The sequence below is a fragment of the Streptococcus halichoeri genome, from assembly GCF_009870755.1.
GTDB lineage: Bacteria > Bacillota > Bacilli > Lactobacillales > Streptococcaceae > Streptococcus > Streptococcus halichoeri.
Genome location: NZ_WLZU01000016.1, coordinates 1 through 23,343 on the forward strand (window position 1 = coordinate 1; position 23,343 = coordinate 23,343).

General features: G+C 40.2%; 22 protein-coding genes. 20 read left to right on the top strand and 2 right to left on the bottom strand.

Features of this window, described 5'->3' with window-relative positions:
- Positions 1-216: 216 nt before the first annotated feature.
- Positions 217-393: a 30S ribosomal protein S21 gene (gene rpsU / locus GWD08_RS05155; protein WP_000048058.1), complete on the top strand. Its 177-nt coding sequence runs from the start codon at positions 217-219 to the stop codon at positions 391-393.
- Between the two features lie 212 nt (positions 394-605).
- On the opposite strand, the gene mscL is transcribed toward rpsU, so the two are convergent.
- Entirely contained in the window at positions 606-983 is a 378-nt protein-coding gene (gene mscL / locus GWD08_RS05160) for a large conductance mechanosensitive channel protein MscL (RefSeq protein WP_159564593.1), read from the bottom strand.
- A gap of 123 nt (positions 984-1,106) precedes the next feature.
- On the opposite strand from mscL, the gene dnaG reads away from it, so the two are divergent.
- The 10 genes from dnaG (at position 1,107) to GWD08_RS05210 (ending at position 13,639) form a co-directional block, all read left to right on the top strand.
- The gene (dnaG, locus tag GWD08_RS05165) at positions 1,107-2,915 is read left to right on the top strand and encodes a DNA primase (RefSeq protein WP_159564639.1); all 1,809 of its coding nucleotides are present in this window, start codon (positions 1,107-1,109) and stop codon (positions 2,913-2,915) included.
- An 8-nt stretch (positions 2,916-2,923) separates the two neighbouring features.
- Positions 2,924-4,033 carry an RNA polymerase sigma factor RpoD gene (rpoD, locus tag GWD08_RS05170; RefSeq protein WP_159544151.1) on the top strand — a complete coding sequence of 370 codons (1,110 nt, stop codon included), beginning with the start codon at positions 2,924-2,926 and terminating at the stop codon, positions 4,031-4,033.
- 397 nt (positions 4,034-4,430) lie between these two features.
- The gene (locus GWD08_RS05175) at positions 4,431-4,769 is read left to right on the top strand and encodes a metal-sulfur cluster assembly factor (RefSeq protein WP_159549051.1); all 339 of its coding nucleotides are present in this window, start codon (positions 4,431-4,433) and stop codon (positions 4,767-4,769) included.
- 22 nt (positions 4,770-4,791) lie between these two features.
- Positions 4,792-5,352, top strand: coding sequence for a glycosyltransferase (locus GWD08_RS08915; RefSeq protein ID WP_244295496.1), 561 nt, complete (start codon positions 4,792-4,794; stop codon positions 5,350-5,352).
- Between the two features lie 352 nt (positions 5,353-5,704).
- A complete protein-coding gene (gene rfbD / locus GWD08_RS05185) occupies positions 5,705-6,556 on the top strand; it encodes a dTDP-4-dehydrorhamnose reductase (protein WP_159549029.1) in 852 nt (283 codons plus the stop codon).
- 806 nt (positions 6,557-7,362) lie between these two features.
- The gene (locus tag GWD08_RS05190; RefSeq protein ID WP_159564595.1) at positions 7,363-8,631 is read left to right on the top strand and encodes an extracellular solute-binding protein; all 1,269 of its coding nucleotides are present in this window, start codon (positions 7,363-7,365) and stop codon (positions 8,629-8,631) included.
- A 170-nt stretch (positions 8,632-8,801) separates the two neighbouring features.
- Positions 8,802-10,505 carry a glycoside hydrolase family 13 protein gene (locus GWD08_RS05195; protein ID WP_159564597.1) on the top strand — a complete coding sequence of 568 codons (1,704 nt, stop codon included), beginning with the start codon at positions 8,802-8,804 and terminating at the stop codon, positions 10,503-10,505.
- Between the two features lie 121 nt (positions 10,506-10,626).
- On the top strand, positions 10,627-11,931 hold the full coding sequence (locus GWD08_RS05200; protein ID WP_159564599.1) for a carbohydrate ABC transporter permease: 1,305 nt from the start codon (positions 10,627-10,629) through the stop codon (positions 11,929-11,931).
- Complete coding sequence (locus GWD08_RS05205; protein ID WP_159544137.1) at positions 11,931-12,791, top strand: sugar ABC transporter permease; 861 nt, start codon at positions 11,931-11,933, stop codon at positions 12,789-12,791. Before GWD08_RS05200 ends, GWD08_RS05205 begins: the two co-directional genes overlap by 1 nt.
- 20 nt (positions 12,792-12,811) lie before the next feature.
- Positions 12,812-13,639 carry a DUF1189 domain-containing protein gene (locus GWD08_RS05210; RefSeq protein WP_159564601.1) on the top strand — a complete coding sequence of 276 codons (828 nt, stop codon included), beginning with the start codon at positions 12,812-12,814 and terminating at the stop codon, positions 13,637-13,639.
- Positions 13,640-13,732: 93 nt separating this feature from the next.
- On the opposite strand, the gene GWD08_RS05215 is transcribed toward GWD08_RS05210, so the two are convergent.
- Positions 13,733-14,530: a LacI family DNA-binding transcriptional regulator gene (locus GWD08_RS05215; protein WP_159564603.1), complete on the bottom strand. Its 798-nt coding sequence runs from the start codon at positions 14,528-14,530 to the stop codon at positions 13,733-13,735.
- A 258-nt stretch (positions 14,531-14,788) separates the two neighbouring features.
- Between GWD08_RS05215 and cps2T the strand changes: the two genes are divergently transcribed.
- The 9 genes from cps2T to GWD08_RS05260 all read left to right on the top strand — a co-directional run bounded on the left by cps2T (position 14,789) and on the right by GWD08_RS05260 (position 23,338).
- Positions 14,789-15,943: a beta 1-4 rhamnosyltransferase Cps2T gene (gene cps2T, locus GWD08_RS05220; protein WP_159564641.1), complete on the top strand. Its 1,155-nt coding sequence runs from the start codon at positions 14,789-14,791 to the stop codon at positions 15,941-15,943.
- Positions 15,933-16,880, top strand: a complete 948-nt coding sequence (locus tag GWD08_RS05225) for a glycosyltransferase family 2 protein (protein WP_159564605.1) — start codon at positions 15,933-15,935, stop codon at positions 16,878-16,880. The genes cps2T and GWD08_RS05225 overlap by 11 nt, the downstream gene beginning before the upstream one ends.
- Complete coding sequence (locus GWD08_RS05230) at positions 16,877-17,602, top strand: glycosyltransferase family 2 protein (RefSeq protein WP_159545742.1); 726 nt, start codon at positions 16,877-16,879, stop codon at positions 17,600-17,602. The genes GWD08_RS05225 and GWD08_RS05230 overlap by 4 nt, the downstream gene beginning before the upstream one ends.
- Positions 17,603-17,965, top strand: coding sequence for a DUF2304 domain-containing protein (locus GWD08_RS05235; protein WP_159545740.1), 363 nt, complete (start codon positions 17,603-17,605; stop codon positions 17,963-17,965).
- On the top strand, positions 17,962-19,719 hold the full coding sequence (locus tag GWD08_RS05240) for a hypothetical protein (RefSeq protein WP_159564607.1): 1,758 nt from the start codon (positions 17,962-17,964) through the stop codon (positions 19,717-19,719). The genes GWD08_RS05235 and GWD08_RS05240 overlap by 4 nt, the downstream gene beginning before the upstream one ends.
- Before the next feature lie 67 nt (positions 19,720-19,786).
- A complete protein-coding gene (locus GWD08_RS05245; RefSeq protein ID WP_159549550.1) occupies positions 19,787-20,611 on the top strand; it encodes a LicD family protein in 825 nt (274 codons plus the stop codon).
- 1 nt (position 20,612) lies between these two features.
- Entirely contained in the window at positions 20,613-21,335 is a 723-nt protein-coding gene (locus GWD08_RS05250) for an IspD/TarI family cytidylyltransferase (RefSeq protein ID WP_159564609.1), read from the top strand.
- On the top strand, positions 21,325-22,392 hold the full coding sequence (locus tag GWD08_RS05255; RefSeq protein ID WP_159545732.1) for an NAD-dependent epimerase/dehydratase family protein: 1,068 nt from the start codon (positions 21,325-21,327) through the stop codon (positions 22,390-22,392). The genes GWD08_RS05250 and GWD08_RS05255 overlap by 11 nt, the downstream gene beginning before the upstream one ends.
- 7 nt (positions 22,393-22,399) lie before the next feature.
- The gene (locus tag GWD08_RS05260) at positions 22,400-23,338 is read left to right on the top strand and encodes a glycosyltransferase (RefSeq protein WP_159564611.1); all 939 of its coding nucleotides are present in this window, start codon (positions 22,400-22,402) and stop codon (positions 23,336-23,338) included.
- Positions 23,339-23,343: the final 5 nt, after the last annotated feature.

Genomic DNA, 23,343 nt, shown 5'->3' on the forward strand with positions numbered 1-23,343 from the left:
TTGCATTTAATTGGAAGAAAGGGCATCAGTGAATATTGTTGACCAATTGTTAAGACAAGGAAAGTCATTATTATCTCCCTTTGGACTATAACAAATTGGACAACAATATTAACTACGGGAATGATTCCTGGAAAAAGGTAGTTGACTTTTTCCGAAAAAACGGATAATATAGTTAGGAACGTGAAAATGTTACGCTATCTTGAGGAGGTGAAATTAATGTCAAAAACAGTAGTACGTAAAAACGAATCACTTGATGATGCACTTCGTCGCTTCAAACGTTCTGTTACTAAAGCTGGTACTCTTCAAGAATCACGTAAACGTGAATTCTACGAAAAACCTTCTGTTAAACGTAAACGTAAATCAGAAGCAGCACGCAAACGTAAAAAATTCTAAGCGCACAAGCAAAAAAGCAGTCACCTTGCAGGGGCTGCTTTTAATGTCGGTTGCTAGCATTGCCGTTTTTTTCTGTAACAAGGATAGCATAAACGTTTGAGTGGGTGTATATCTTGACTGCGTAGGAGGCCTTTTTGTCCTTTGTCAATCAAGTAACAATGGAGCTTGCGACATTGGAGCAGCAAAAAAGGCCACAGGGCCCTTTTTTATGCTTATTTGCGAGCGAGTAGGTCACGAATCTCCATAAGGAGTTCTTCTTGACTTGGTGCTGCCGCTTCAACAGTTTCTGCTTCAGTTTTGTTAAAGCTCATGACTTTATTGGCTGCTTTTACAACGAAAAATAGAGTCATACCAATAATTAAGAAGTTGATAACAGCTGCTAAGAAGTTACCGTATTTGATTCCGTTCCATGTCAATTGGGCAATATTTTGCACCCCGGCAGCTTTTAAGACGGGATTTAAAATCAAAGGTGTAATGACATCTCCAACTAGAGAGTCAATAATGGCCTTGAAGGCGGCCCCAATGACAACGGCAACTGCTAAGTCAAGGACATTACCTTTGAATAAAAATGCTTTGAGTTCTTTAATCATTCTAAAATTCCTAACCTTTCTTGCCCATTTTATCATAAGTTTGGCCCCTAGACCACCGATACGACTCGTCCTTTTAAATTTACAAAAAAAAGGTGGCATGCTATAATGAAATATAAAACTATAATGGGATTACTATGGGGAGGCGACGATTTGGCAATTGACAAAGATAAAATTTCCCAGATAAAACATGATGTTAATATCGTTGATATTATCGGAGAAGTGGTCCCCTTAACCCGGTCTGGTCGTCATTATTTAGGTTTATGTCCTTTCCATAAGGAGAAAACGCCTTCCTTTAATGTCATTGAAGACAAACAGTTTTATCATTGCTTTGGTTGTGGAAAATCTGGTGATGTCTTTAAATTTATAGAAGATTACCGGCAGGTGCCATTTTTAGAAAGTGTGCAGATTGTTGCTGAAAAAGCTGGGATTCCCCTTGAGAAAACAATCTTTCAAGGTCAACCCAAAAAAGTCCGTCCCAACCAAGATTTATTGGATCTTCATCGAGACGCCGTCTCTTTTTATCAGGCCGTCTTACTGACCACAAAAAATGGCCAAGCGGCGCGTGAATATCTCTACCAACGTGGGCTCACAGATGAATTAATTAAGCATTTTCAAATCGGTCTTGCCCCAGCAGAAAACGATTATCTCTATCAAGCTTTATCCAAAAAATACAAGGAAGACAGCCTATTAGCCTCAGGCTTGTTTAATGTTTCTGAACAAAACAATCGTATCTATGATGCCTTTTGCAATCGTATTATGTTTCCTTTGTCAGACGAAGACGGTCAGCCAATTGCTTTTTCCGGACGAATTTGGACATCAAAAGACCAAGAAACAGGGCAAGCCAAATACAAGAATAGCCGCGCCACCAAGCTGTTTAATAAATCGTATGAACTCTATCATCTAGATAAGGCTAAGCCAGTCATCACTAAAACCCACGAAGTTTTTCTCATGGAAGGTTTTATGGATGTTATTGCCGCCTATAAAGCAGGTGTTGAAAATGCTGTCGCTTCGATGGGGACGGCACTTACAGAACAGCACATTCGCCGCCTCAAGGCCTTAACCTCAACGATTGTTATGGTTTATGATGGTGATGCGGCGGGTCAAAACGCTATAGCCAAGTCCCTAGAATTGCTCAAAGACTTCAATGTAGAAATTGTGCAAATTCCCAACAAGTTGGATCCAGACGAATTTGTTCAAAAGCATTCAGCACAGGCATTTGCTCAGTTGTTGCAACAATCCCGCATTAGCCATATTGAATTTCAGATGAAGCAATTGCAACCAGAAAATAGTGATAATTTGCAGGCACAGATTGCTTATGTGGACAAGATAGCTCCGATTATTGCTGCAAGTCCTTCAATCACTGCTCAAAATACTTATATCCACAAGCTGGCTGATTTATTACCAGATTTTGATTATTTCCAAGTGGAGCAGGCTGTTAATCAGCAACGTTTACAAGATCGCAAGCACAGGCAAGGCGTCCACGATCCGACTGCTTCAGTAACGATTGATCTGCCCTTATCAAAGCGTTTGTCGGCTTTGGTCAAAACAGAGACACATTTATTGCATCGCTTACTGACTAATGATGTTATCTTAAATGAGTTTCGCTTTAAAGATCACTTCCAATTTGATACGCCAGAATTTCAGGTTTTGTTTGACCTATTAAAGGAAGCTGGTGAGATTACATCAGTTGATTTGTCCCACCAGCCCGAGGCTATCAATCAGGCTTATTACCGTGTGCTTGAAGAAAACCTGCCAAAAGAAATAGGACCAAATGAAATCGAAGAGGTCTTATTGAAGCGCCAGCGATTATTGCAGGAACGAAAAATCCAACAACAAGGAAAACAGATCCGTGAATCAAGCAGCAATGGCAACCATGCATTAGCATTAGAAACCTTGGAACAATTGATTGCGCAACGAAGAAATATGGAATAGAGGAAAATATGGCAAAAGAAAAAGAAATTACAACCTATAATGTTCAAGTGGCCGAGTTTATTCGCAACCACAAAAAAGCTGGAACAGCAGTTGATGAGGAAGTTACAAAAGTCTTAGTGGTTCCTTTTAGTCTGGATGCTGATCAAATTGACGATTTATTAGAACGTTTAACAGATGGTGGTATTTCGATTACAGATAAAGATGGCAATCCTTCAGCCAAGTATATTGTTGAAGAGCCCAAACCTGAGGAATTATCTGATGAGGAGTTGCTGGGTAGTAATTCAGCCAAAGTTAACGATCCGGTTCGGATGTATCTCAAAGAAATTGGTGTTGTGCCACTCTTGACAAGTGAAGAAGAAAAAGAACTGGCTGTGGCAGTAGCCCAAGGTGACCTAGAGGCTAAACAACGACTAGCCGAAGCAAACTTACGTCTGGTCGTGTCAATTGCTAAACGCTATGTTGGTCGGGGTATGCAGTTTTTGGACCTGATTCAAGAAGGTAATATGGGTTTGATGAAGGCTGTTGATAAGTTTGACTACTCAAAAGGCTTTAAGTTTTCCACCTATGCCACTTGGTGGATTCGCCAAGCAATTACGCGAGCTATTGCCGATCAGGCAAGAACCATCCGGATACCGGTTCACATGGTTGAGACGATCAACAAATTAGTGCGTGAGCAACGCAATCTCTTGCAAGAACTTGGTCAAGATCCAACCCCAGAACAAATTGCAGAGCGAATGGAGATGACACCAGATAAGGTGCGTGAAATCCTCAAGATTGCACAAGAACCGGTTTCTTTGGAAACACCAATTGGAGAAGAAGACGATAGTCATTTGGGTGATTTCATCGAAGATGAAGTCATTGAAAATCCCGTTGACTACACTACGCGGGTTGTTTTGCGCGAGCAATTGGACGAAGTCCTAGATACTTTGACTGACCGTGAGGAAAACGTCCTACGTCTACGTTTTGGCCTGGATGATGGTAAAATGCGTACCTTAGAAGACGTCGGTAAGGTCTTTAATGTAACGCGTGAGCGGATTCGTCAGATCGAAGCCAAGGCTCTCCGTAAATTACGCCATCCAAGCCGTAGCAAACAATTAAGAGACTTTATTGAGGACTAAAACACCACAGTGTGGTGTTTTAGGTCGGCGCCAAGAAATTAGAAAGCGCCGAAGAGCCTAAGTGGTGTTTTAGGTCGGCGCCAAGAAATTAGAAAGCGCCAAAGAGCCTAAGTGGTGTTTTAGGTTGGCGCCAAGAGATTAGAAAGCGCCAAAGAGCCTAAGTGGTGTTTTAGGTTGGTGCCTGGTAAATAAAAAGGGATGATACCGCATAAGTTGTCTTTGATGAGAGGAAATCATTCTGGGATTCGGTGGGGTGTTTTTCTATGCCCTCATCGCTTGATTTGGCCACCTAGCTTGTTAGTCTTGACTGGCTGGAGCCTTTATTTCTCCTGGAATTGATTGTTTAAGAAGTCATGACTCTAGTCTTTGGCGTTGGAATGAAAACGAAAGGAAACAAATGACAGAAAATCCAAACTATACATTAGAGGAAGTGAATCATATTAAAGATCGCATCCTGGAAGCCCTCGAACTGGTTGTTGATCCAGAGTTAGGCATTGATATTATTAATTTGGGACTGGTTTATGATATTCGTTTTGAAGACAACGGCCATACCGAAATTGATATGACTTTGACGACGATGGGCTGCCCTTTGGCAGATTTATTGACAGATCAGATTCATGACGCTATGCGTTCGGTACCAGAAGTAACCAAGGTAGAGGTCAAATTGGTCTGGTACCCGGCTTGGTCTCCTGATAAAATGAGCCGTTATGCCCGCATTGCATTGGGAATTAGATAGAGGGTAGAAAAAAGGAAGCAACATGCCTCAAAAAGTGATTATTTGTCTTGCCACTTTTAATGCTGAAAAGCATTTGCGTGCACAGCTAGAAAGTATTCAAAAGCAGACCTACTCTGATTGGATTTGTAACATTAGAGATGATCAATCAACTGATGGAACCCTGGCCATTATTGATGAATTTGTCATACAGGATCCACGGTTTCGTCTCATTAATCCAGGAAAAGGGAAAAACCTTGGGGGACATCGGACTTTTTTCGAATTAGTTAAGTATGAAGCAGCGGATTTCTATGTTCTGTGTGATGCTGATGATGTTTGGAAAACAGACAAACTAGCTGTCTATTTAGCTGCTTGTCAAAACAAGGATGCTCACCGTCCGTTATTGGTCTATTCGACTTGGACAACTGTTGATGAAGAGCTAACGTTCCTCAAGGAAAACGACCAAAAAACAGTCCTAGCTGAGCAAATAGCTTTTAACCAGATCAATGGAATGGCTATCATGATTAACCATGCTTTAGCTAAGGTCTGGCAGTTTGAGCCAATTGGGGCCATGACTCCTATCTTGGCACCTTGGCTTATGCAATAGGTGACGTTGTCTATATTCCTGTTAGCACTACCTTGTGGCGACGGCAAGCACAGTCAGAGTCTCTGAATAACTATGGCCGTCAGTATGGCATCGCCACTTTTTGGCAAATGATGGACACATCTTTCAAGCGAGCGCAATTGATATATCAGGATTGTCAAGCACAGATGGCACCTCAGATAAAAACTTTTTTTGAACAGTTTATTGCTCTGGATCAGGCCTCATTTTTTCAGCGACTGGCTTTGCTTTTTTCCCTCAAATTACGACGCAAATCTGTCGTTGAAACCATAGCCATGACCTTATTGTTATTAACCAACTTTCAAAAACCGCAAGAAGGAAAGGATAGGTAGACTTTATGATATTAATTACAGGTAGTAATGGACAATTAGGAACGGAACTTCGTCACTTGCTAGATGAACGCTCCGTTGATTATGTGGCTGTTGATGTTGCCGAAATGGATATTACCGACCTTAGCAAGGTGGAATCGGTTTTTGAGCAAGTAAAACCGACCTTGGTTTATCACTGTGCGGCATATACGGCTGTAGATGCAGCAGAAGACGAAGGCAAAGCATTAGACTATGCCATTAATGTCACTGGAACAAAAAATGTTGCTAAAGCTTGTCAAAAACATCAGGCCACCTTGGTGTATATCTCAACCGACTATGTTTTTGATGGCAATAAACCAGTTGGCGAAGAATGGCTAGAAACAGATCAGCCTGATCCACAAACAGAGTATGGTCGGACAAAGCGTTTAGGCGAAGAAGCTGTAGAACATTATCTTGATAGTTATTACATTATTCGTACGGCCTGGGTTTTTGGTCATTATGGCAAAAATTTTGTGTTTACCATGCAAAACCTTGCCCAAACTCATGACCGCCTAACAGTTGTCAATGATCAGCATGGTCGTCCGACTTGGACCCGCACATTAGCGGAATTTATGTGTCATTTAGCTGAAAACAACAAGGCCTTTGGTTATTACCATTTGTCTAACGATGCTAAAGAAGATACCACTTGGTTTGACTTTGCAAAAGAAATCCTAAAAGATACAGCAGTCGAAGTAGTTCCAGTAGACTCTTCAGCATTTCCTGCTAAGGCTAAGCGTCCCTTTAATTCAACATTAAATTTGACTAAGGCTAAAGCAACTGGCTTTGTTATTCCAACCTGGCAAGAAGCCTTGCAAGAATTTTACCGCCAAGAACGTCCTTAAAATGACAATGACCTAGAAGGGGAACCCCTTCAAGTGCTTTGTTTGCCTGACTTGGCTAATTCTTTTTATCTGTTGCAGCTATCTGTAGCGGTAGAGAGAACAAAAAACATTAGCTGTGTGCCAGGTAGCTAGGCAATCACGCTGACTAACGATGGATAATCAAACAACAGTCTTTCCTTGCTAGGAGTATCATCTTAGTGAGGTTTTTGAACTCTATATCAACTGCAATGGGTGGCCTACTAGCTAAGCACGAGAGGAGACGAAAGACGTCTTCTTTTTTTGCATGTTCAAAGTAATCTTGCTACCTTTCAATCCCATGACTTGTGGCAGACGATAGACTTGTCTGATGTTGATGCTGAGTGCTTTTCATTATCAGTCAGAGGGGATTTAACTTTATATAGCTATAAACAGCCCTATAATAGCCATTGTGGAATCACCCACTACAGGACTATTATAGAGTTTTTTGGTTTGCGTTAGGCAACAGCTCATAGGTTGAAATGGTTGTGAGAAGTCTTTCTTAGATTAAGAAGTACCTGAATAAAAATATGGTAAAGGAACTAAGTCATAAGTGGAAGTGGTGAGGTAAAAGAATCATTTAAATGTTTTTAGAAAAATGCTAAAAGATATTGACATTTGTAAGCGATTACTATAAAATAAAATTAACTTAAACGTTTAAGTCATATAATACTAAAGGCTACAGTTATTAACTTTGGACGTCTTATGTTAGCCATTTATCAGCTAATGTGACAAGAGTAGATAGATTGTGTGACTGGTTATTAAGGAAAAACATTTTGGAGGAACATGTTATGGCATGGAATTGGACAAAAGCATCTGTAATTGGAATATTATCATTGGCTCCAGTGCTAACACTAACTGCTTGTACGAGTGGGGGTACTAAAGATGCTAAAAAAACTAAAGAAGCAGATGGCAAGACTATTGTAGTTTCTGTTGATGAAGGGTATGCTGACTATATTAATAGCATTAAGGGTGACTTTGAAAAAGAACATAAAATCACCGTCAAAGTTAAAAAAGAAGGCATGATGGATACACTTGATAAGTTATCAACAGATGGCCCAACAGGGGCCTCGCCAGATGTCTTTTTAGCCCCCTATGACCGTGTGGGTGGTCTTGGATCTGAAGGTCAAATTGCTGAGGTAGCCTTGGCTAATAGTAAAGAGTTTGATGATACGGTTAAGAAATTAGTAACTATTAACGGTAAGACTTATGGTGCACCAGATGTGATTGAAACGTTGGTGGCTTACTATAATAAAGACTTGGTGGCAGATGCTCCAAAAACGTTTGCTGAATTAGAAAGCTTGCAAAAAGATCCAAAATTTGCCTTTGCTTCTGAGTCAGGTAAAGCCGTTGGTTTTTTGGCCAAGTGGACAGATTTTTATTATGGTTATGGGTTGATTGCTGGTTACGGCAGTTATGTCTTTGGTGATAATGGAACTAAGCCAAGCGACCTTGGTCTTGGAAATTCTGGAACTGTGGAAGGTTTAAACTACGCAAAACAGTGGTACAATACCTGGCCGCAAGGAATGCAAGACACTAAAAAAGCCGGTGACTTTATTACAGAGCAATTCACCTCTAAAAAAGCTGGAGTTATTGTTGACGGCCCATGGGCAGCAAGTTCATTTAAAAAGGCAGGAGTTAACTTTGGTGTAACAGAGATTCCGACATTAATCAATGGTAAGAAATACCAACCTTTTGCTGGTGGTAAAGCCTGGGTTATTTCCAATTATTCTAAAGGAAAAACAGCTGCTCAAAAATTCCTTGACTATGTGACAAATACGGAAAATCAAAAACGATTCTATGATAAAACGCAAGAAATTCCAGCTAACTTAACAGCTCGGCATTATGCGTCAGAAGAAGGAAACGAATTAACAAAAGCTGTGGTTAGTCAGTTTGAGAGTGCACAACCAATGCCAAATATTCCAGAAATGGCAGAAGTTTGGGAGCCTGGTGCCAATATGTTCTTTAATGTAGCTTCTGGTAAGAAAGGAGCTTCTAAAGCAGCCAAAGAGGCAGCTAAGGCGATTAAGGTAACGATTGAACAAAAATACGCGGAATAAAGTAGAAAAAGGGAGGCTGGGACAAAGAAATGCACCCAGCTTCTATTTTAAGTTTAATGCTGGTAACGTTAAACAAGAAGTGGACAAAACAAGTAAGAGTAATTTTAGTTTGCCTCTTTTTGCCGATTAGCTAAGGGTGACTAAAGAAGGACTACTTAATGGAGGTAGAAATGAATATTGCCGGAATGCTACATATTCCTGATTCGAGATATTGCTTTGCCTTATCTCAAAAAGAACTTGTCATCCGATTACGTGTCGCTAAAGAAGATGCAGATATAACCGTTAGTTTGGTGTATGGTCCAAAATATGGTTACCATGACTTCCAAGAAGAATTGGAAATGTCAGTGGCTTACCTAGATCAGGCACATGCTTATTATGAAACGACTTTGACGCTTGATGACGTAAGGTTAGCTTATATTTTTAAAATTGAGGAAGAAGGTCAGATCTATTATTTTAGTGAGGATGGCTTAACCACTAGCTATGATTTTTCGAATGGTTTTTATAATTTCTTTCAAATGCCTTATATTAATGCAGTAGACGTTCATCAGGTCATTCCTTGGACAAAAGACGCGGTCTTTTACCAAATTTTTGTTGATCGTTTTAATCGTGGGGATTGGGAAAAAGATGACAGTTATGTCAACATGGATTGGTTAGAGAAACCAACTCCTAAAAGTTTTGCTGGTGGAGATTTAAAGGGGATTACAGACAAGTTACATTATCTCAAGGATCTAGGGATTACTGTGATTTACTTAACCCCGATTTTCCAGTCCATTAGTAATCATAAATATGATATTAGTGATTACTATGCTATTGACCCTCAATTTGGTAGTAAGCACGATTTGCAAGAGTTGATTGATTTGGCCCATCAAATGGGAATCAAGATTATCCTAGACGCTGTCTTTAATCATGCCAGCAGTGATACGATTGAATTTCAAGATGTTTTGCGATATGGCAAGAAGTCTAAATTTTTTGATTGGTTTATGCTCCATGATGATTACCCATCAATGGAGCTGATTAACTACGAGACCTTTGCCGGATGTGACTATATGCCAAAGTGGAACACCTCAAACAGAGATGTTCAAGACTATCTGATTGAGATCGGACGATACTGGATTAGGGAATTTGATATTGATGGGTGGCGCTTAGACGTTTCTGATGAAGTGTCTCATGATTTTTGGCGACGTTTTCGCCAAGTCATTAAAGCTGAAAAAGTAGATGCCATTTTGATTGGTGAGAACTGGCATGATGCCTATCCTTATTTGGCAGGGGACCAATATGATGGAATCATGAATTATGCTTTCACCAAAGCATGTTTAGATTATTTTGCTTTTGAAACCATGACATCAAAGCAATTGGCTGAAAAATTAAGTCATATCTTGATGCGAAACACTTGGCAAGTCAATCGCATGAATTTAAATCTCTTGGATTCTCATGATACGCATCGTTTTTTCACTCAAGTTAAGGGGTCAAAAGGCAAACTTCTGGCTGCTTTAGCATTACTTTTTACGTTTATAGGGATGCCTTGCCTGTATTATGGGACAGAGGTAGCCATGAAAGGAGGTTACGACCCAGATTCGCGGCGAGGTTTTCCGTGGAATGACGCTGGGTGGGACAAAGTCTTCTTCAATAAGGTGAAGGAAATCATCACTCTTCGTCAGCAGCCGGCTCTTCAAGAAGGAGCAATCAGCATTGCTCATGACGGAGATTGCTTCATTCTACAGCGCAGCTTAGGTGAACAAATCATTACGCTTGTTTTTAACAATGGGGAGGCTGCTTATCCTATTAAGGAAAAGGGGCAAGTGTTAACTGGTAATAAGGTGGACAAAGAGCGTGCCCAATTGCTTCCAGGGGGCTTTGTAGTGATAAGTGACTAAGAATACCGGTTTAGATGGAAAAAATGATGAACTGAAGACATCAGTGGTTAGGTATTCACCTGATAAAGTAGCTGATCGAATCAGGATAGCCTTAAATCATTTATGGAAAGAGGAATAAAAAATGGTAGTTAACCAAAGACAGCGAAAGCCCCATCTAGCTATGTGGCTATCTCTTATCCCAGGTTTGGGACAATTATATAATAAGCAAACCGTTAAAGGCGTGGTCTTGCTCCTTATTTTTTTGCTGGAATTGTTAGAAATGGTGTTTTGGGGAATTCCTGCTTTAGCAGGTCTTTACAGTCTTGGAAGTGTCCCCATGCAAGATCACTCTTTGTTCATGTTGATTAAAGGGGCTATGCAATTAGTTATCTTAGCCTTATTTGTCATTTTTCATTTGGTTGCTATGAGGGATGCTAGGTTAGTTACTCGACAACAAAATGAAGGTAAAAAGGTTCCTGTAACAGCCAAGGAGACCCTTGAGGTTATTTATGAAAAGGGCTTTCCCTACTTGCTCATTATTCCTGCCTATTTGGCCATGGCTTTCGCGATTATTTTTCCGGTTTTGGTGACCTTATTAATTGCCTTTACCAATTACGATTTTAGGCATATCCCTCCTTATCGCTTATTGGATTGGGTGGGCTTGAAAAACTTCCTTAATATCTTAGAATTAAGCACCTTCAAAACAGCATTTACGTCTGTTTTGTCATGGACGCTGATCTGGACCCTAGCAGCGACAAGTCTTCAGATTATTATTGGCATTGCCACGGCTGTTATTGCTAATCAGTCGTTTATTAGAGGAAAACGCCTCTTTGGTGTGATATTCTTATTACCGTGGGCAGTTCCAGCCTTTATCTCTATTATGAGCTTTGGTAATTTTTTTAATGATTCTATTGGAGCCATGAATGTTCAAGTTCTACCTTTCATCGAGAAATTCCTTCCTTTTGTTGATTTTGGCATTGTGCCTTGGAAGACAAATCCTTTTTGGACAAAGGTAGCTGTGATTATGGTGCAAGGTTGGCTAGGATTTCCCTATATCTACATTTTGGTATCAGGCATTTTGCAGGCCATTCCAGCTGATTTGTACGAAGCAGCAACAGTTGATGGTGCGACCGTCTTGCAGAAATTCCGTCATATTACGCTACCTATGATTTTTGCAGTTGCAGCTCCAACCCTTATTTCACAATATACCTTTAACTTCAACAACTTCTCTATTATTTACCTTTTTAATAATGGGGGACCTGGTACTGTTGGAGGCGGAGCTGGGACAACCGACATACTGATTTCTTGGATTTATAAATTAACTACACAGACGTCACCACAATTTTCAATGGCATCAGCAGTGACCTTAATCATTTCTGTAATAGTGATTTCAGTGTCTTTGATTACCTTTAGGAAATTTAAAGCTTTTGATATGGAGGAGAGATAGTGAGAAAGACTTATGTTGCAATGTCAATGAAACACAAACGTTTTTTAGCCCAATTATTAACTTATATCTATCTAATATCTTTAGCTATCGTGATTTTATTTCCAATACTAGTAACGGTCAGCTCAGCTTTTCGACCAGGAAATACAACAGCCTTTAGCTTTCATTTTAACGGGCCGTGGACCTTGGCTAACTTTAGGACGCTCTTTCAAGATACCTTATATTTGCGGTGGTATTGGAATACCTTAATTGTGGCCTTCTTTACGATGCTGATTCAGGTAGCCGTCATTACCTTAACAGGCTATGCGTATAGCCGTTACCATTTCTTTGGCCGCAAAAAAAGTTTGGTTTTTTTCTTAGTCGTCCAAATGGTTCCTACGATGGCGGCTTTAACGGCTTACTTTGTCATGGCCTGGCTATTTAATGCTTTAAATCAGTATTGGTTTTTGATTTTGATTTACGTGGGTGGTGGTATTCCGATGAATGCCTGGTTGATGAAGGGCTATTTTGACACAGTTCCTTATGATTTAGACGAATCTGCTAAGTTGGATGGTTCTGGACATTTTAGAACTTTTTATCAGATTGTCCTTCCCCTTGTACGACCGATGATTGCAGTGCAATCTTTATGGGCTTTTATGGGGCCTTTTGGGGATTTTATGTTGGCTAAATTCTTGTTACGCGCTCAAGAAAAATATACGGTAGCAGTTGGTCTGCAGTCTTTTATCACCAATGATGCTAGAAATCCCAAGGTAACCTTGTTTGCTGCGGGAGCTATTTTGATTGCAGTGCCTATTTCAGTTCTCTTTTTCTTCTTACAAAAGAATTTTGTTTCAGGTTTAACCAGTGGTGGCACCAAGGGCTAAGTTGACAAGGAGTATTTTTAATGCCAGATAAAAAGCAATTTCCTATTTCTTACATCTCGCATTGCCGATCTCCTAAGGCAATGTTTGCCAGTCGAGGTGAGTTTTCTTGGTGGCAAAACCTTCTGATCATTGTTTTTTTGAATGCCTTAATGATGATTCCGGTCACTTTACACTATGCTCGCATGCCAACGTATCCCTTAGAGCGGATTGTGGCTAAGAGTTTGGCTCCCATCACGGACAAGACTTATCACGCATTGACGCAAGGCAAAATTGAGGAAAATACGTTTCAGGGTCCATCTCTCATTTGTCGAGATGGCGAATTAGTGCTAGCTGTTTTACCGACAAAGAGAGACTTAGAAAAATTAACAGCAGAATCAACCAGACAAATTATTGTTACTCACAATGAGTGGCGGTTTATTGAGCCAAAAGGCAAGGAACTGAGAGCACAAGTTAGAGGTAAGGACCAGTCATTGGTCACGTTGACAACAGCCAAAGCAGTTAGGGCCTTTGTCAACCAGCAATGGTATGACAGTAACAAAGCCAGTGTACTTGCTTTTCTTTTGCTTAGTTTTGCCCTCATGGTCTATGTGGGAACTGTTATTGTGATTGGTCTGGGTGCTTTCTTCTTGGCTCTGACAAAACAATCACGCTTGTTTATGATTCGAAGCTTTTCAGAAGGTCTTGGATTGATGGTTAATTGTTTGGCTTGGCCAAGTTTGCTAGCTATCCTACTGAGTTTTTTTATCCAGGACCCGATCTTAGTCATGAATTGCCAAGTGTTTGGAACCTTACTGATGCTGACTGTGGTATTTTATAAAACGCATTTTAGAGACGATTTGAAGGTATGAGTTGATCCTTAACATAAAAACCCTTTCTCCTCCAGACGAGGGGAAAGGGTTTTTCTTAAAAAGGGTGGTCAGATATAGACTAACTTTCTGCTATTACACCAGAAGGTTGTGATTTTTATCGGACTGGCGTTTCTTGGCCCATTCGATAGCATTTAAGATGACTTGGCCTTTTTGGGAATGAAAGCTTGGACAATAGAGGTTCTGTGGCTTGTTGCCAAAGAATTGATTTAAACTCTCATCAATCAGCAAAAGATTATCTTTTTCAAAGTAAGTTAGTTCTCTCATATCATCAACTATATGTAGCTGTGGAAAAAGAGAAGAGATATGCTCATACCGTTCTTGATTATTTATAGGCAAGGTGAGTAGACTATAGGTATCACCATTGAAAAACTGATCTGCCTGGTCTTTGAGAGCCACATAATCTGTATTAATCTGAAAAAAGAGGGGATCATCGATGAAGCTGTCAATAGCAATTAAAGGTTTGAAATTAAGTTTTCCAATCTTATAAAAGCTGTCACTATCAATATCCAAAGTCAAGATTAAATCAGCCCAATCAAATTTTTCAATGCTATCTTCATTGAGACAGACCAGTTGATAATCCTGTTCATGCAGTCGCTGAGAAAGGCAGCTGATAGTATGCAGTTGTTCTGCTCTAGCTAGGATAGAATCAGCGTATTTATAATAAAGAACCACACTGTTGGATTGACGTGTCACCAATGATCTGGCTGCTTGATTAGGTGTATAGTTAAGAAGGTTGCTAATATGAAGGACCTTATTGCGGGTTTCTTCGCTGATTTTTTGATCGTCGCGCTGGTTTAATACGTAAGAAACCGTCGCCACAGAAACGCCTGCTTCTCGCGCAATATCTTTAATGGTAATTTTCGATGTCATAGTTTTGTTATATCCAAATTCATGGTAAAAGTCAAGAAATCCTTGATGCGTTTGCTTTATAAGAAAACGCTAGCGCCTACCTTGCATCGCTAAGCTAATCGCCAGCTTTTAAGCTATTCTAGACACTCTTGTTAGTTAGAAGGGCTATAAGGGGTGTAAATCAGTCTATCTGAGGCGCTTTGCATTGGTTTTTTATCGCTTTTGCCCTTGCTTTATGTTATAATAACATGGATTATTTCTAGAATGGGGCTTATTGACATGCAGCATGTTTTTATCATAGGTAGTCGAGGACTGCCTGCAAACTATGGGGGTTTTGAAACATTTGTTGAAGAGCTAGTCTCTCATCGAAAGTCTGATAAAATCTGCTATCATGTTGCCTGTTTATCAGATACAAAGCACAAGCGACATGACACCTACTTGGGTGTTGATTGCTTTTTCATTAATCCGCCTCAAGTTGGAGCAGCGCGTGTTATTCTGTATGATATGATGGCTATCGGCTATGCCTTAGACTATTGTCAGCAACATCACATCTCACAGCCAATCGTATATGTTTTGGGCAATACCATAGGTGCCTTTATTAAGCCCTTTGCTAAAAAAATCCATCAGATGCAAGGCAAACTTTTTGTCAATCCTGATGGTCTAGAATGGAAGCGGGCAAAATGGTCAAAGCCGGTACAACGGTACTTAAAATATGCTGAAAAACAAATGACTAAAGCCGCAGATATGATCATTTCAGATAATCAGGGGATTGCTGATTATATCCAGAAAGTCTACCCATGGTCACAGACAACCTTTATTGCCTATGGTACAGATCTGACCCAATCTAGCTTAACCGCTCAAAGTGATCAGGTTCGCAGCTATTTTCAAAAACACGGCATTACTGAAAAAGGTTACTACTTAGTTGTTGGTCGTTTTGTGCCTGAAAACAACTATGAAACACTGATTCGGGAGTTTATGGCCAGTGATACCTCACGTGATTTAGTCCTTATTTGCAATTACCAAGGGAATTCCTATGTCACTGAATTGAAACATGCCACCGGCTTTACTCAGGATGCTCGGATTAAGTTTGTTGGCACTGTCTATGACAAGGCACTCTTGAGCTACATTCGGCAAAATGCCTTTGCCTATATTCATGGACATGAGGTCGGAGGAACTAATCCTGGCTTACTTGAAGCACTTGCCCATACCGATTTAAATTTAGTTTTAGACGTCCCTTTTAATCAATCGGTCGCCCAGAAAACAGCCCTGTATTGGACCAAGAAAAACCAGGAATTAGCGCAGCTGATTGACAGCGTTGATAAACAAGAGACCTTTGAAGACTTAGGCAGGCAAGCAAAACAACACATGGCTCAGACTTATACTTGGGAAAAGATAGTCGCAGCCTACGAGGCTTTATTTTTAGATGAAAATTAATATTTTGATGTCCACCTACAATGGTGAAGCTTACCTAGCGCAACAAATTCAAAGCATTCAAAATCAGACAGTGACAGATTGGAAGCTGTTGATTCGAGATGATGGCTCGACTGATCAAACCCCCGAGATTATTAAGGCCTTTGAAGCACAAGATTCAAGAATTCAGTTTATTAATCGTGATGATCGGCAAAACTTTGGGGTCATTAAAAATTTTTACACCTTGTTAAAGTATGATCAAGCGGACATTTACTGTTTTAGTGATCAAGATGATGTTTGGTTAAAAGACAAGCTTGAGACTCAGCTCAGCGCTTTTACAAATCAGCCTGCGCAGTTGCCTGTGATGGTTTATATGGATCTTAAGGTGGTTGATCAAGACCTCAATGTTTTGAACGAAAGCATGATTCGCTCACAATCAGCCCATCCTAATACTAAACTGGTCCAAGAGCTAACAGAAAACGCTGTTACAGGTGGAGTTTCGGCAATTAACCATGCCTTGGCGCAAAAATGGACCCGCTATGATGGCCTTATTATGCATGATTGGTATTTGGCGCTTCTAGCAACGGCCCTTGGAAAGTTAATTTATATTGATCAGCCTGGTGAATTATACCGTCAGCATGCCAATAATGTGCTGGGTGCACGAACCTTAGACAAGCGTTTTAAGTTATTTCGCCAGGGCCCTAAAAAACTCTTTACCCGTTACTGGCACTTAATTCATCAATCCCAAGTGCAGGCCCAACATATCATTGATGATTATGCGACAGAGCTTACGCCTGAGAAGCATCAGCTTTTAGCAGACTATGTGGATTTTGATCAGCAACCGTTTAGAGAACGGCTTAGACGGCTCATCAAGCATCGCTACACCAAAAATCAATGGAAACATATCATTGTTTTTCGGTTATTACTCCTAACAAATCTTTATAATGCGAGAACAAAATGAAAAAAGTATTATTAATTATTCCTGCCTATAATGAAGAAGGAAGCATTGAAAAAACAGTTCGAACCATTGAAGCCTATCGTTCAACGACTGTTTTGCCATTTGAGTTAGATTATGTGGTTATAAATGACGGTTCTAAAGATAATACTGGGCTTATTTTAGATAAGCATGGCTTTAATCATATTGATCTCGTCCAAAATTTAGGTATTGGCGGTGGTGTTCAAACCGGTTACATTTATGCCCAACGCCAAGATTATGATGTTGCCGTCCAATTTGATGGAGATGGCCAGCATGATATTCGTAGTATTCAAAATGTGGTTCAGCCTATTTTGGCTAATCAGGCCGACTTTGTCATTGGGTCTCGGTTTGTGAATAAGACACTCGAAAATTTTCAATCGACTGTTATGCGGCGTGTAGGCATCAACCTCATCTCAAATGCAATCAAGTTAACAACAGGCAAGCGCGTCTATGACACAACAAGTGGCTATCGCGCAGCCAATAAGACGGTGATTGCTTATTTTGCTGACCACTACCCAGTACAATATCCTGAACCAGAATCAACCACCAGACTCTTGAAAAAGGGCTTTCGCTTAAAGGAAGTGCCTGCCAATATGTTTGAACGAGAAGCCGGTGTCTCAAGCATTAGCAGCCTAAAAGCTATTTTTTACATGACAGATGTTTTAACCTCAATTATTATAGCAGGGTTTTTAAAGGAGGATGCCTAGATGAGTTTAACCCTACAAATTGAAATGTTCCTGCTGGCAGTGCTATTACTGTACATGATTGTTCGTATGGTTAATAGAAATACTTTTTCGGTCAAACGCTCCTTGCCCTGGTTATTAGTGGGGATTTCATTAGTCTTTATCAGTGTCTTTCCAGGTGTTGTTTCCTTTGTGGCTCACCGACTTGGTTTTGCCTTAACCATGAATTTCTTACTCTTTGGTGCCATCTTATTCTTATTTTTCTTAGAATTATTCGACATAAGCAGTAATACCAAGCGTGATGAACAGATTAAGCGTTTGATTCAAGAAATTTCATTAGTGAAAAAAGAACTCGAAGAAAAGGAATTAAAGGAAAAGAATCAATGAAGAAACAGTATGTTTTCTTGACCCTGGCAATGGCAGTTGTAATGGTTATGTCGGCTTGCTCTCATTCAAAAAAGGCAGCGCAGCATTATCCCAAAGTTGATGTTTCAGCTTATTTTATTTATGATAATGAGCCCCGCTATGGTGTTCATATTTATGCACTCAATTATGAAACAGCTTTGCGCAAAATCAAAAGCGGGAAATTTGCTCCAAATGACTTTTCCCACTTTACTTTTGAGACTGTAAAAAAAGACTATCAGGTTTCCCATGATCAGGTTGCAATGGGCCAATACCGGTTTGGTAACAATATCCAAAATAGTCAGGCTGATGCCGAAAAAATTGTCACCTTACTTTTTCAGCATAATAAAAGTTACCTGACATACGTCAATGGCTTAAAAAGTGAAGTACTGCTTAAAAACCCTAATAACACCCATTATAAATTTACCAATAAAAAAGGACGAGCTGTCGGTCACGTTGAGAAGGGCTTTACAATCTTCCAAGATACAGCTATCCGCAAAAGCTTTAAAGCCCTTAATGTTAAAGACGGAGCAACCGTTTATTTAGGAAATACAATAAAGGATCAGGCGCCGGTCTTACTTGAACAGCAAGAAGAAAATATCAGTAAGGAGTATGGACAAGAAGTAACCTATCAGATTCCGATCCAGAGCGATCAAATCGTGGTGAGGGTTTCGCCGAACTTTGTGGTTGATAAGACCAATCTTCCTTACACTAAGGTTGTAGAACCAAAATTACGGACCACTATTCAAGACGGAGAAATTGTTGCGGTCAAAAATAGCCCCACGCTTATAGATGGTCATATTCAGCTCACTGCTGATCAATCAGGTGCAAGTGCTATTGAGCAAAAGAAACTAAGCAAGGATTTAACCACCTACGCAACAAAGTTAGGCTCTATTGATAAGCTCACTTTTTCTAATATTGACCAGTCCGTAAGAACCTTAGAGATTAAGGGGCATGTCTCAGGCCGTGTCAATTATCAGTTACCAGTAATCATTGAATCTGATAATGGTGAAATGACACCAAAAACGCAAAATCTCGATGTTTATAGTGCTTATTCAAAACAAGGCCTGTTTATTGAGGATGCTAAGGGTTATCGCATCACACCTCAAGTAGAGTCCTACGGTATTAATTTTGTTACCCATGATGATAGTAATAACCCAGTTAGTGGTCCGAGTTTTTTAGTAGGTAAAATCCATAAGAAAAAAGTATATCTACTAGCAACAAGCTCAAAAGGCCAAGGGCAATGGGTCGACACTAATTTGAATGTGAAGCAATTTATGCAGGCACCCCACAGTCAAAAAGCCCTGGCTTTTCAATCCAATCGTACAACCTATACTGATGGTCAAACCAAGACCATTCCTATCAATGACCGGATTTGGGCATATGATGCCAAAAATCAAACAAAAGCTAACAAGGCCCTGTACAAACTAAGAGGCTTTTCAAATCAGCAACAGTACTTTTTATGGCCAGTACATAAAAATACCAGTGTCAACCAAGGAAAGCCGATTTATTTTCAGGTGAATGATGATTCCATCGCAAAGGCCCAAGAGACCAACTACCGGGTCAATGGTTCGATTGTGGATATGGCATATGGTTCTGAGGAATACAATGCCATTTTGATCACACAAAAACAGACCAAACCTAAAAAACAGATTAGTCCAGTCACTCTTATTATTATTTTTGTAGGAGCAGTAAGCTTATTCTACCTTGTGCTTATCTACTATATCATCAAAAAATAATCCAGCAGCATCTGTCTGTGCACCAATACCAATGTAAAGAATTAAATCAGGGCTAAAGAGGAATGTAATGAAAAAAATGTCAGTCGAAGAAATAAGAAAAGTTCAACTTGAAATGCTTTCTTATATTGATTCCATCGCACGCGAGCATGGCATCGAATACTCCCTAGGAGGTGGAAGTTTGCTTGGGGCAATACGCCACCAAGGCTTTATTCCCTGGGATGATGATATTGATCTCATGCTAGAACGTGACCAGTATGAGCGCCTCATGGCCATCCTTGCACACAGTAAAAATCAAGATTATCGGTTATTACACCATTCGCTCGAGCGCAATTTATGGCCGTTTGCTAAACTGTATCATACCAAATCAATGTATGTCAGCAAGACAGATCGCATTCATCCTTGGACTGGTATTTTTATTGATATTTTTCCGATGGACCGTTTACCTGAAAGTCCAAAAGAACGTCAAGCTTTCTTTAAAAAAGTCCATTCAGCTGCCACAAACCTCATGTGTACTACTTATCCAAACTTTGCAAGTGGCTCACGAAAACTTTATGCCAATGCGCGTTTAATTTTGGGCCTGCCTCGCTTTTTGAAATACCATGGCCAGGCAAAACAGCAAGCAGAGCGGGTTGATCGCATAATGGCAAGCTATAATCAGCAGGATGTCCCCTATATTGGCTATACTGATTCGCGTTATCGCCTGAAAGAATGTTTCCCAAAAGAGATTTTCACCGAATACGAAGATGTCCTATTTGAAAACGTTAAGGCGCGTAAAATAAAAAACGCTCATGCTTATTTGCGGCAACTCTATGGTGAGAACTACATGGAATTACCTCCTGAAAACAAGCGTGAAAATCATAGTTATTATACATGGTATTGGAAGGAAACTTAGTATGAATATTGGAATAATTTTTGCTGGTGGCGTCGGAAGCCGGATGAATTCAAAAGGGCGTCCCAAACAATTCTTGGAAGTCCATGGTAAACCCATTATTGTTCATACACTGGAAATTTTTGAAAATAATTCAGAGATTGATGCCACTATTGTAGTCTGTATTAAAGAATGGTTGGACTTTATGAATGACTTGGTAGATAAGTTTAACCTTAAAAAGGTTAAACAAGTTGTTCCAGGTGGTGAAACAGGCCAGCTGTCAATCTTTAATGGTCTTGAGGCGGCTGAGGCACTAGCCAAAGGAGAAGACGACATTGTCTTGATACATGACGGCGTACGCCCTTTAATCAATGAAGACCTCTTATCAGCTAATATACAGTCTGTAAAAGAAACAGGTTCAGCCATCACTTCAGTTGCCGCTAAAGAAACAGTTGTTTTAATCAATCAGAAAAAAGAAATTGAAGAGGTCGTTGATCGGACGCGTTCTTACATTGCTAAGGCTCCCCAGAGCTTTTATCTCAAGGATATTTTAGCAGTCCAGCGTGATGCTATTGCTAAAGGCATTACTAATGCTATTGACTCAAGCACCCTCATGGGTATGTACAATAAAAAGCTGACGATCGTAGAAGGACCGTATGAAAATATCAAGATTACGACACCTGATGATTTTTATACGTTCAAGGCCTTGTTTGACGCAAAGGAAAATGCACAGATTTATGGATTCTAAAACAATACACTACAGCCAGCCAAGCGTCCAAAGAGACTTGGCTCAGATCACTGCTGATCAGGCCATTGCCTGGCAAAGCTTAGCTAATCAGACAGTCCTATTAACAGGGGCTAACAGTATGCTAGCGACCTACATGATTTATACACTGGCCTTTTTGAATGAGCACAAGGGACTGCAAGTCCAGATAGTGGCCACCGCAAGAAATCTGCCAAAGGCGAAATTACGTTTTAAGGATTTGCTGGAGAAGGACTATTTTCAATTGCTAGCGCATGATGTTAACGAGCCTTTGACCTATGCTGGTCCAGTTGATTATGTGATTCATGCAGCTAGTAACGCCAGTCCTCGCTACATCTTGTCAGATCCAGTAGGTATCATTAAAGCCAATACCCTAGGCACACTCAATTTATTGGAATTCGCCAAAGCCAAACACGTGAAAAATTTCTTATTCTTGTCTACGCGTGAAATTTATGGCAAGGCCATCTCTGAAACAATCAATGAAGAGGCATATGGTGCCTTTGACATCTTAGCCAGCCGGGCTTGTTATCCAGAAAGCAAACGAGCAGCAGAAAGCCTGTTAAGAGCTTATTATGATCAATTTCAGGTGCCATTTACCATTGCTCGCTTAGCCCATGTGTATGGACCAGGTATGGAAATTGCCAATGATGGTCGTATTATGAGCGATTTGATTAATAACATTGTGCAGGCTGAGGATATTGTTTTAAAAAGTGACGGCAGTGCCGAACGGGCTTTTTGTTATTTAAGCGATGCCACCACAGCACTCTTTTTGATTCTTTTAAATGGCGATATTGCGCAAGCTTATAACGTCGCTAATGAAGATCAGCCAATTATGATCCGAGACTTGGCACAATTATTGGTCACCCTTTTTGCTGAAAAACACCTACAAGTTGTCTTTGACATTCCAAAAACCGAAAATGCAGCCTATAGCAAAATGGGCCGAACACGCCTAAGCACAAGCAAACTAGAAGCACTTGGTTGGCAACGCCACATCACCTTAGAAGATGGGCTCAAGCAAACCGTCGCTAGCTTTGAGGAATAAATCACCTATGGTAAAAACAGCAGTTCTAATGGCTACCTATAATGGCCAAGCCTTTATTTTAAGTCAATTGGATTCTATACGTCGCCAAACCTTACAACCAGATTATGTTCTTATGCGAGATGATGGCTCGACTGATCAGACAGTGGCACTGGTCGCAGACTATATCACGCGTCATCAGCTCACGGGTTGGTCTATTACTCGCAATTCGAAAAATCTGGGCTGGCGCTTAAATTTTCGGCAACTCATGAGTGATGCCACTGAATTAGATGTAGATTATATTTTTTTTAGTGATCAAGACGATACTTGGTATGCTGATAAAAATCAACTCCAAGTTCAAATGATGCAAAAGCATCCGCAGATTGATTTACTTAGCGCGGATATTGATATTGAAACGATTGGTGATGCGGCCACTGTCCCACACAATTATCAATTTGCAGACAGTCAGGCCCTACTTTCTAAGTACCCACTTGATTACACCTATCATAATTACCGGCAGGGCTGGACCTTTTGTATGCGCCATTCCTTTCTAAAAACAATCATAAAGCATTACTCAAAGGACTTGGTTGTTTCCCATGATAATTTAACCACAGGAATTGCCGGACTTTTAGGAACAGGCTATAATCTTAACCAAGCAGTAGGTTTGCACAGGCGCCATGGTGGCAATGCCAGTGGCCATTTATTAAATATTCATAGCACTCACGCTAGGCAAATCTATGAATTAAACCTTGTCCTTGGCTACTTTACCATTGCTAAAGCTGTCTTACATGAGAAGCAATCAAAAAAAGAAGCCCGCATAACACAGTATTATCACTTTTACCAGCAGCGCTTAGAGAATGCAAGGTCACGGCATTTGTGGAAAACCTTGCAGCAAATGTGTTTTGAAGGAGAGTATTACGATACGTTTTCAAATCGCATTCGCGACCTAATCTTTATCTTTAAAAAATAATGGGG

Excerpts from the sequence above, each read along its gene's own strand:
- dnaG (WP_159564639.1), top strand. The coding sequence starts at position 1,107 with ATGGGATTACTATGGGGAGGCGACGATTTGGCAATTGACAAAGATAAA.
- GWD08_RS05255 (WP_159545732.1), top strand. The coding sequence starts at position 21,325 with ATGGATTCTAAAACAATACACTACAGCCAGCCAAGCGTCCAAAGAGAC.
- mscL (WP_159564593.1), bottom strand. The coding sequence starts at position 983 with ATGATTAAAGAACTCAAAGCATTTTTATTCAAAGGTAATGTCCTTGAC.
- rpsU (WP_000048058.1), top strand. The coding sequence starts at position 217 with ATGTCAAAAACAGTAGTACGTAAAAACGAATCACTTGATGATGCACTT.
- GWD08_RS05235 (WP_159545740.1), top strand. The coding sequence starts at position 17,603 with ATGAGTTTAACCCTACAAATTGAAATGTTCCTGCTGGCAGTGCTATTA.
- GWD08_RS05190 (WP_159564595.1), top strand. The coding sequence starts at position 7,363 with ATGGCATGGAATTGGACAAAAGCATCTGTAATTGGAATATTATCATTG.
- GWD08_RS05240 (WP_159564607.1), top strand. The coding sequence starts at position 17,962 with ATGAAGAAACAGTATGTTTTCTTGACCCTGGCAATGGCAGTTGTAATG.
- GWD08_RS05250 (WP_159564609.1), top strand. The coding sequence starts at position 20,613 with ATGAATATTGGAATAATTTTTGCTGGTGGCGTCGGAAGCCGGATGAAT.
- GWD08_RS05175 (WP_159549051.1), top strand. The coding sequence starts at position 4,431 with ATGACAGAAAATCCAAACTATACATTAGAGGAAGTGAATCATATTAAA.
- GWD08_RS05210 (WP_159564601.1), top strand. The coding sequence starts at position 12,812 with ATGCCAGATAAAAAGCAATTTCCTATTTCTTACATCTCGCATTGCCGA.
- GWD08_RS05245 (WP_159549550.1), top strand. The coding sequence starts at position 19,787 with ATGAAAAAAATGTCAGTCGAAGAAATAAGAAAAGTTCAACTTGAAATG.
- GWD08_RS05260 (WP_159564611.1), top strand. The coding sequence starts at position 22,400 with ATGGTAAAAACAGCAGTTCTAATGGCTACCTATAATGGCCAAGCCTTT.
- GWD08_RS05215 (WP_159564603.1), bottom strand. The coding sequence starts at position 14,530 with ATGACATCGAAAATTACCATTAAAGATATTGCGCGAGAAGCAGGCGTT.
- GWD08_RS08915 (WP_244295496.1), top strand. The coding sequence starts at position 4,792 with ATGCCTCAAAAAGTGATTATTTGTCTTGCCACTTTTAATGCTGAAAAG.
- rfbD (WP_159549029.1), top strand. The coding sequence starts at position 5,705 with ATGATATTAATTACAGGTAGTAATGGACAATTAGGAACGGAACTTCGT.
- GWD08_RS05230 (WP_159545742.1), top strand. The coding sequence starts at position 16,877 with ATGAAAAAAGTATTATTAATTATTCCTGCCTATAATGAAGAAGGAAGC.
- GWD08_RS05195 (WP_159564597.1), top strand. The coding sequence starts at position 8,802 with ATGAATATTGCCGGAATGCTACATATTCCTGATTCGAGATATTGCTTT.
- rpoD (WP_159544151.1), top strand. The coding sequence starts at position 2,924 with ATGGCAAAAGAAAAAGAAATTACAACCTATAATGTTCAAGTGGCCGAG.
- GWD08_RS05200 (WP_159564599.1), top strand. The coding sequence starts at position 10,627 with ATGGTAGTTAACCAAAGACAGCGAAAGCCCCATCTAGCTATGTGGCTA.
- cps2T (WP_159564641.1), top strand. The coding sequence starts at position 14,789 with ATGCAGCATGTTTTTATCATAGGTAGTCGAGGACTGCCTGCAAACTAT.
- GWD08_RS05225 (WP_159564605.1), top strand. The coding sequence starts at position 15,933 with ATGAAAATTAATATTTTGATGTCCACCTACAATGGTGAAGCTTACCTA.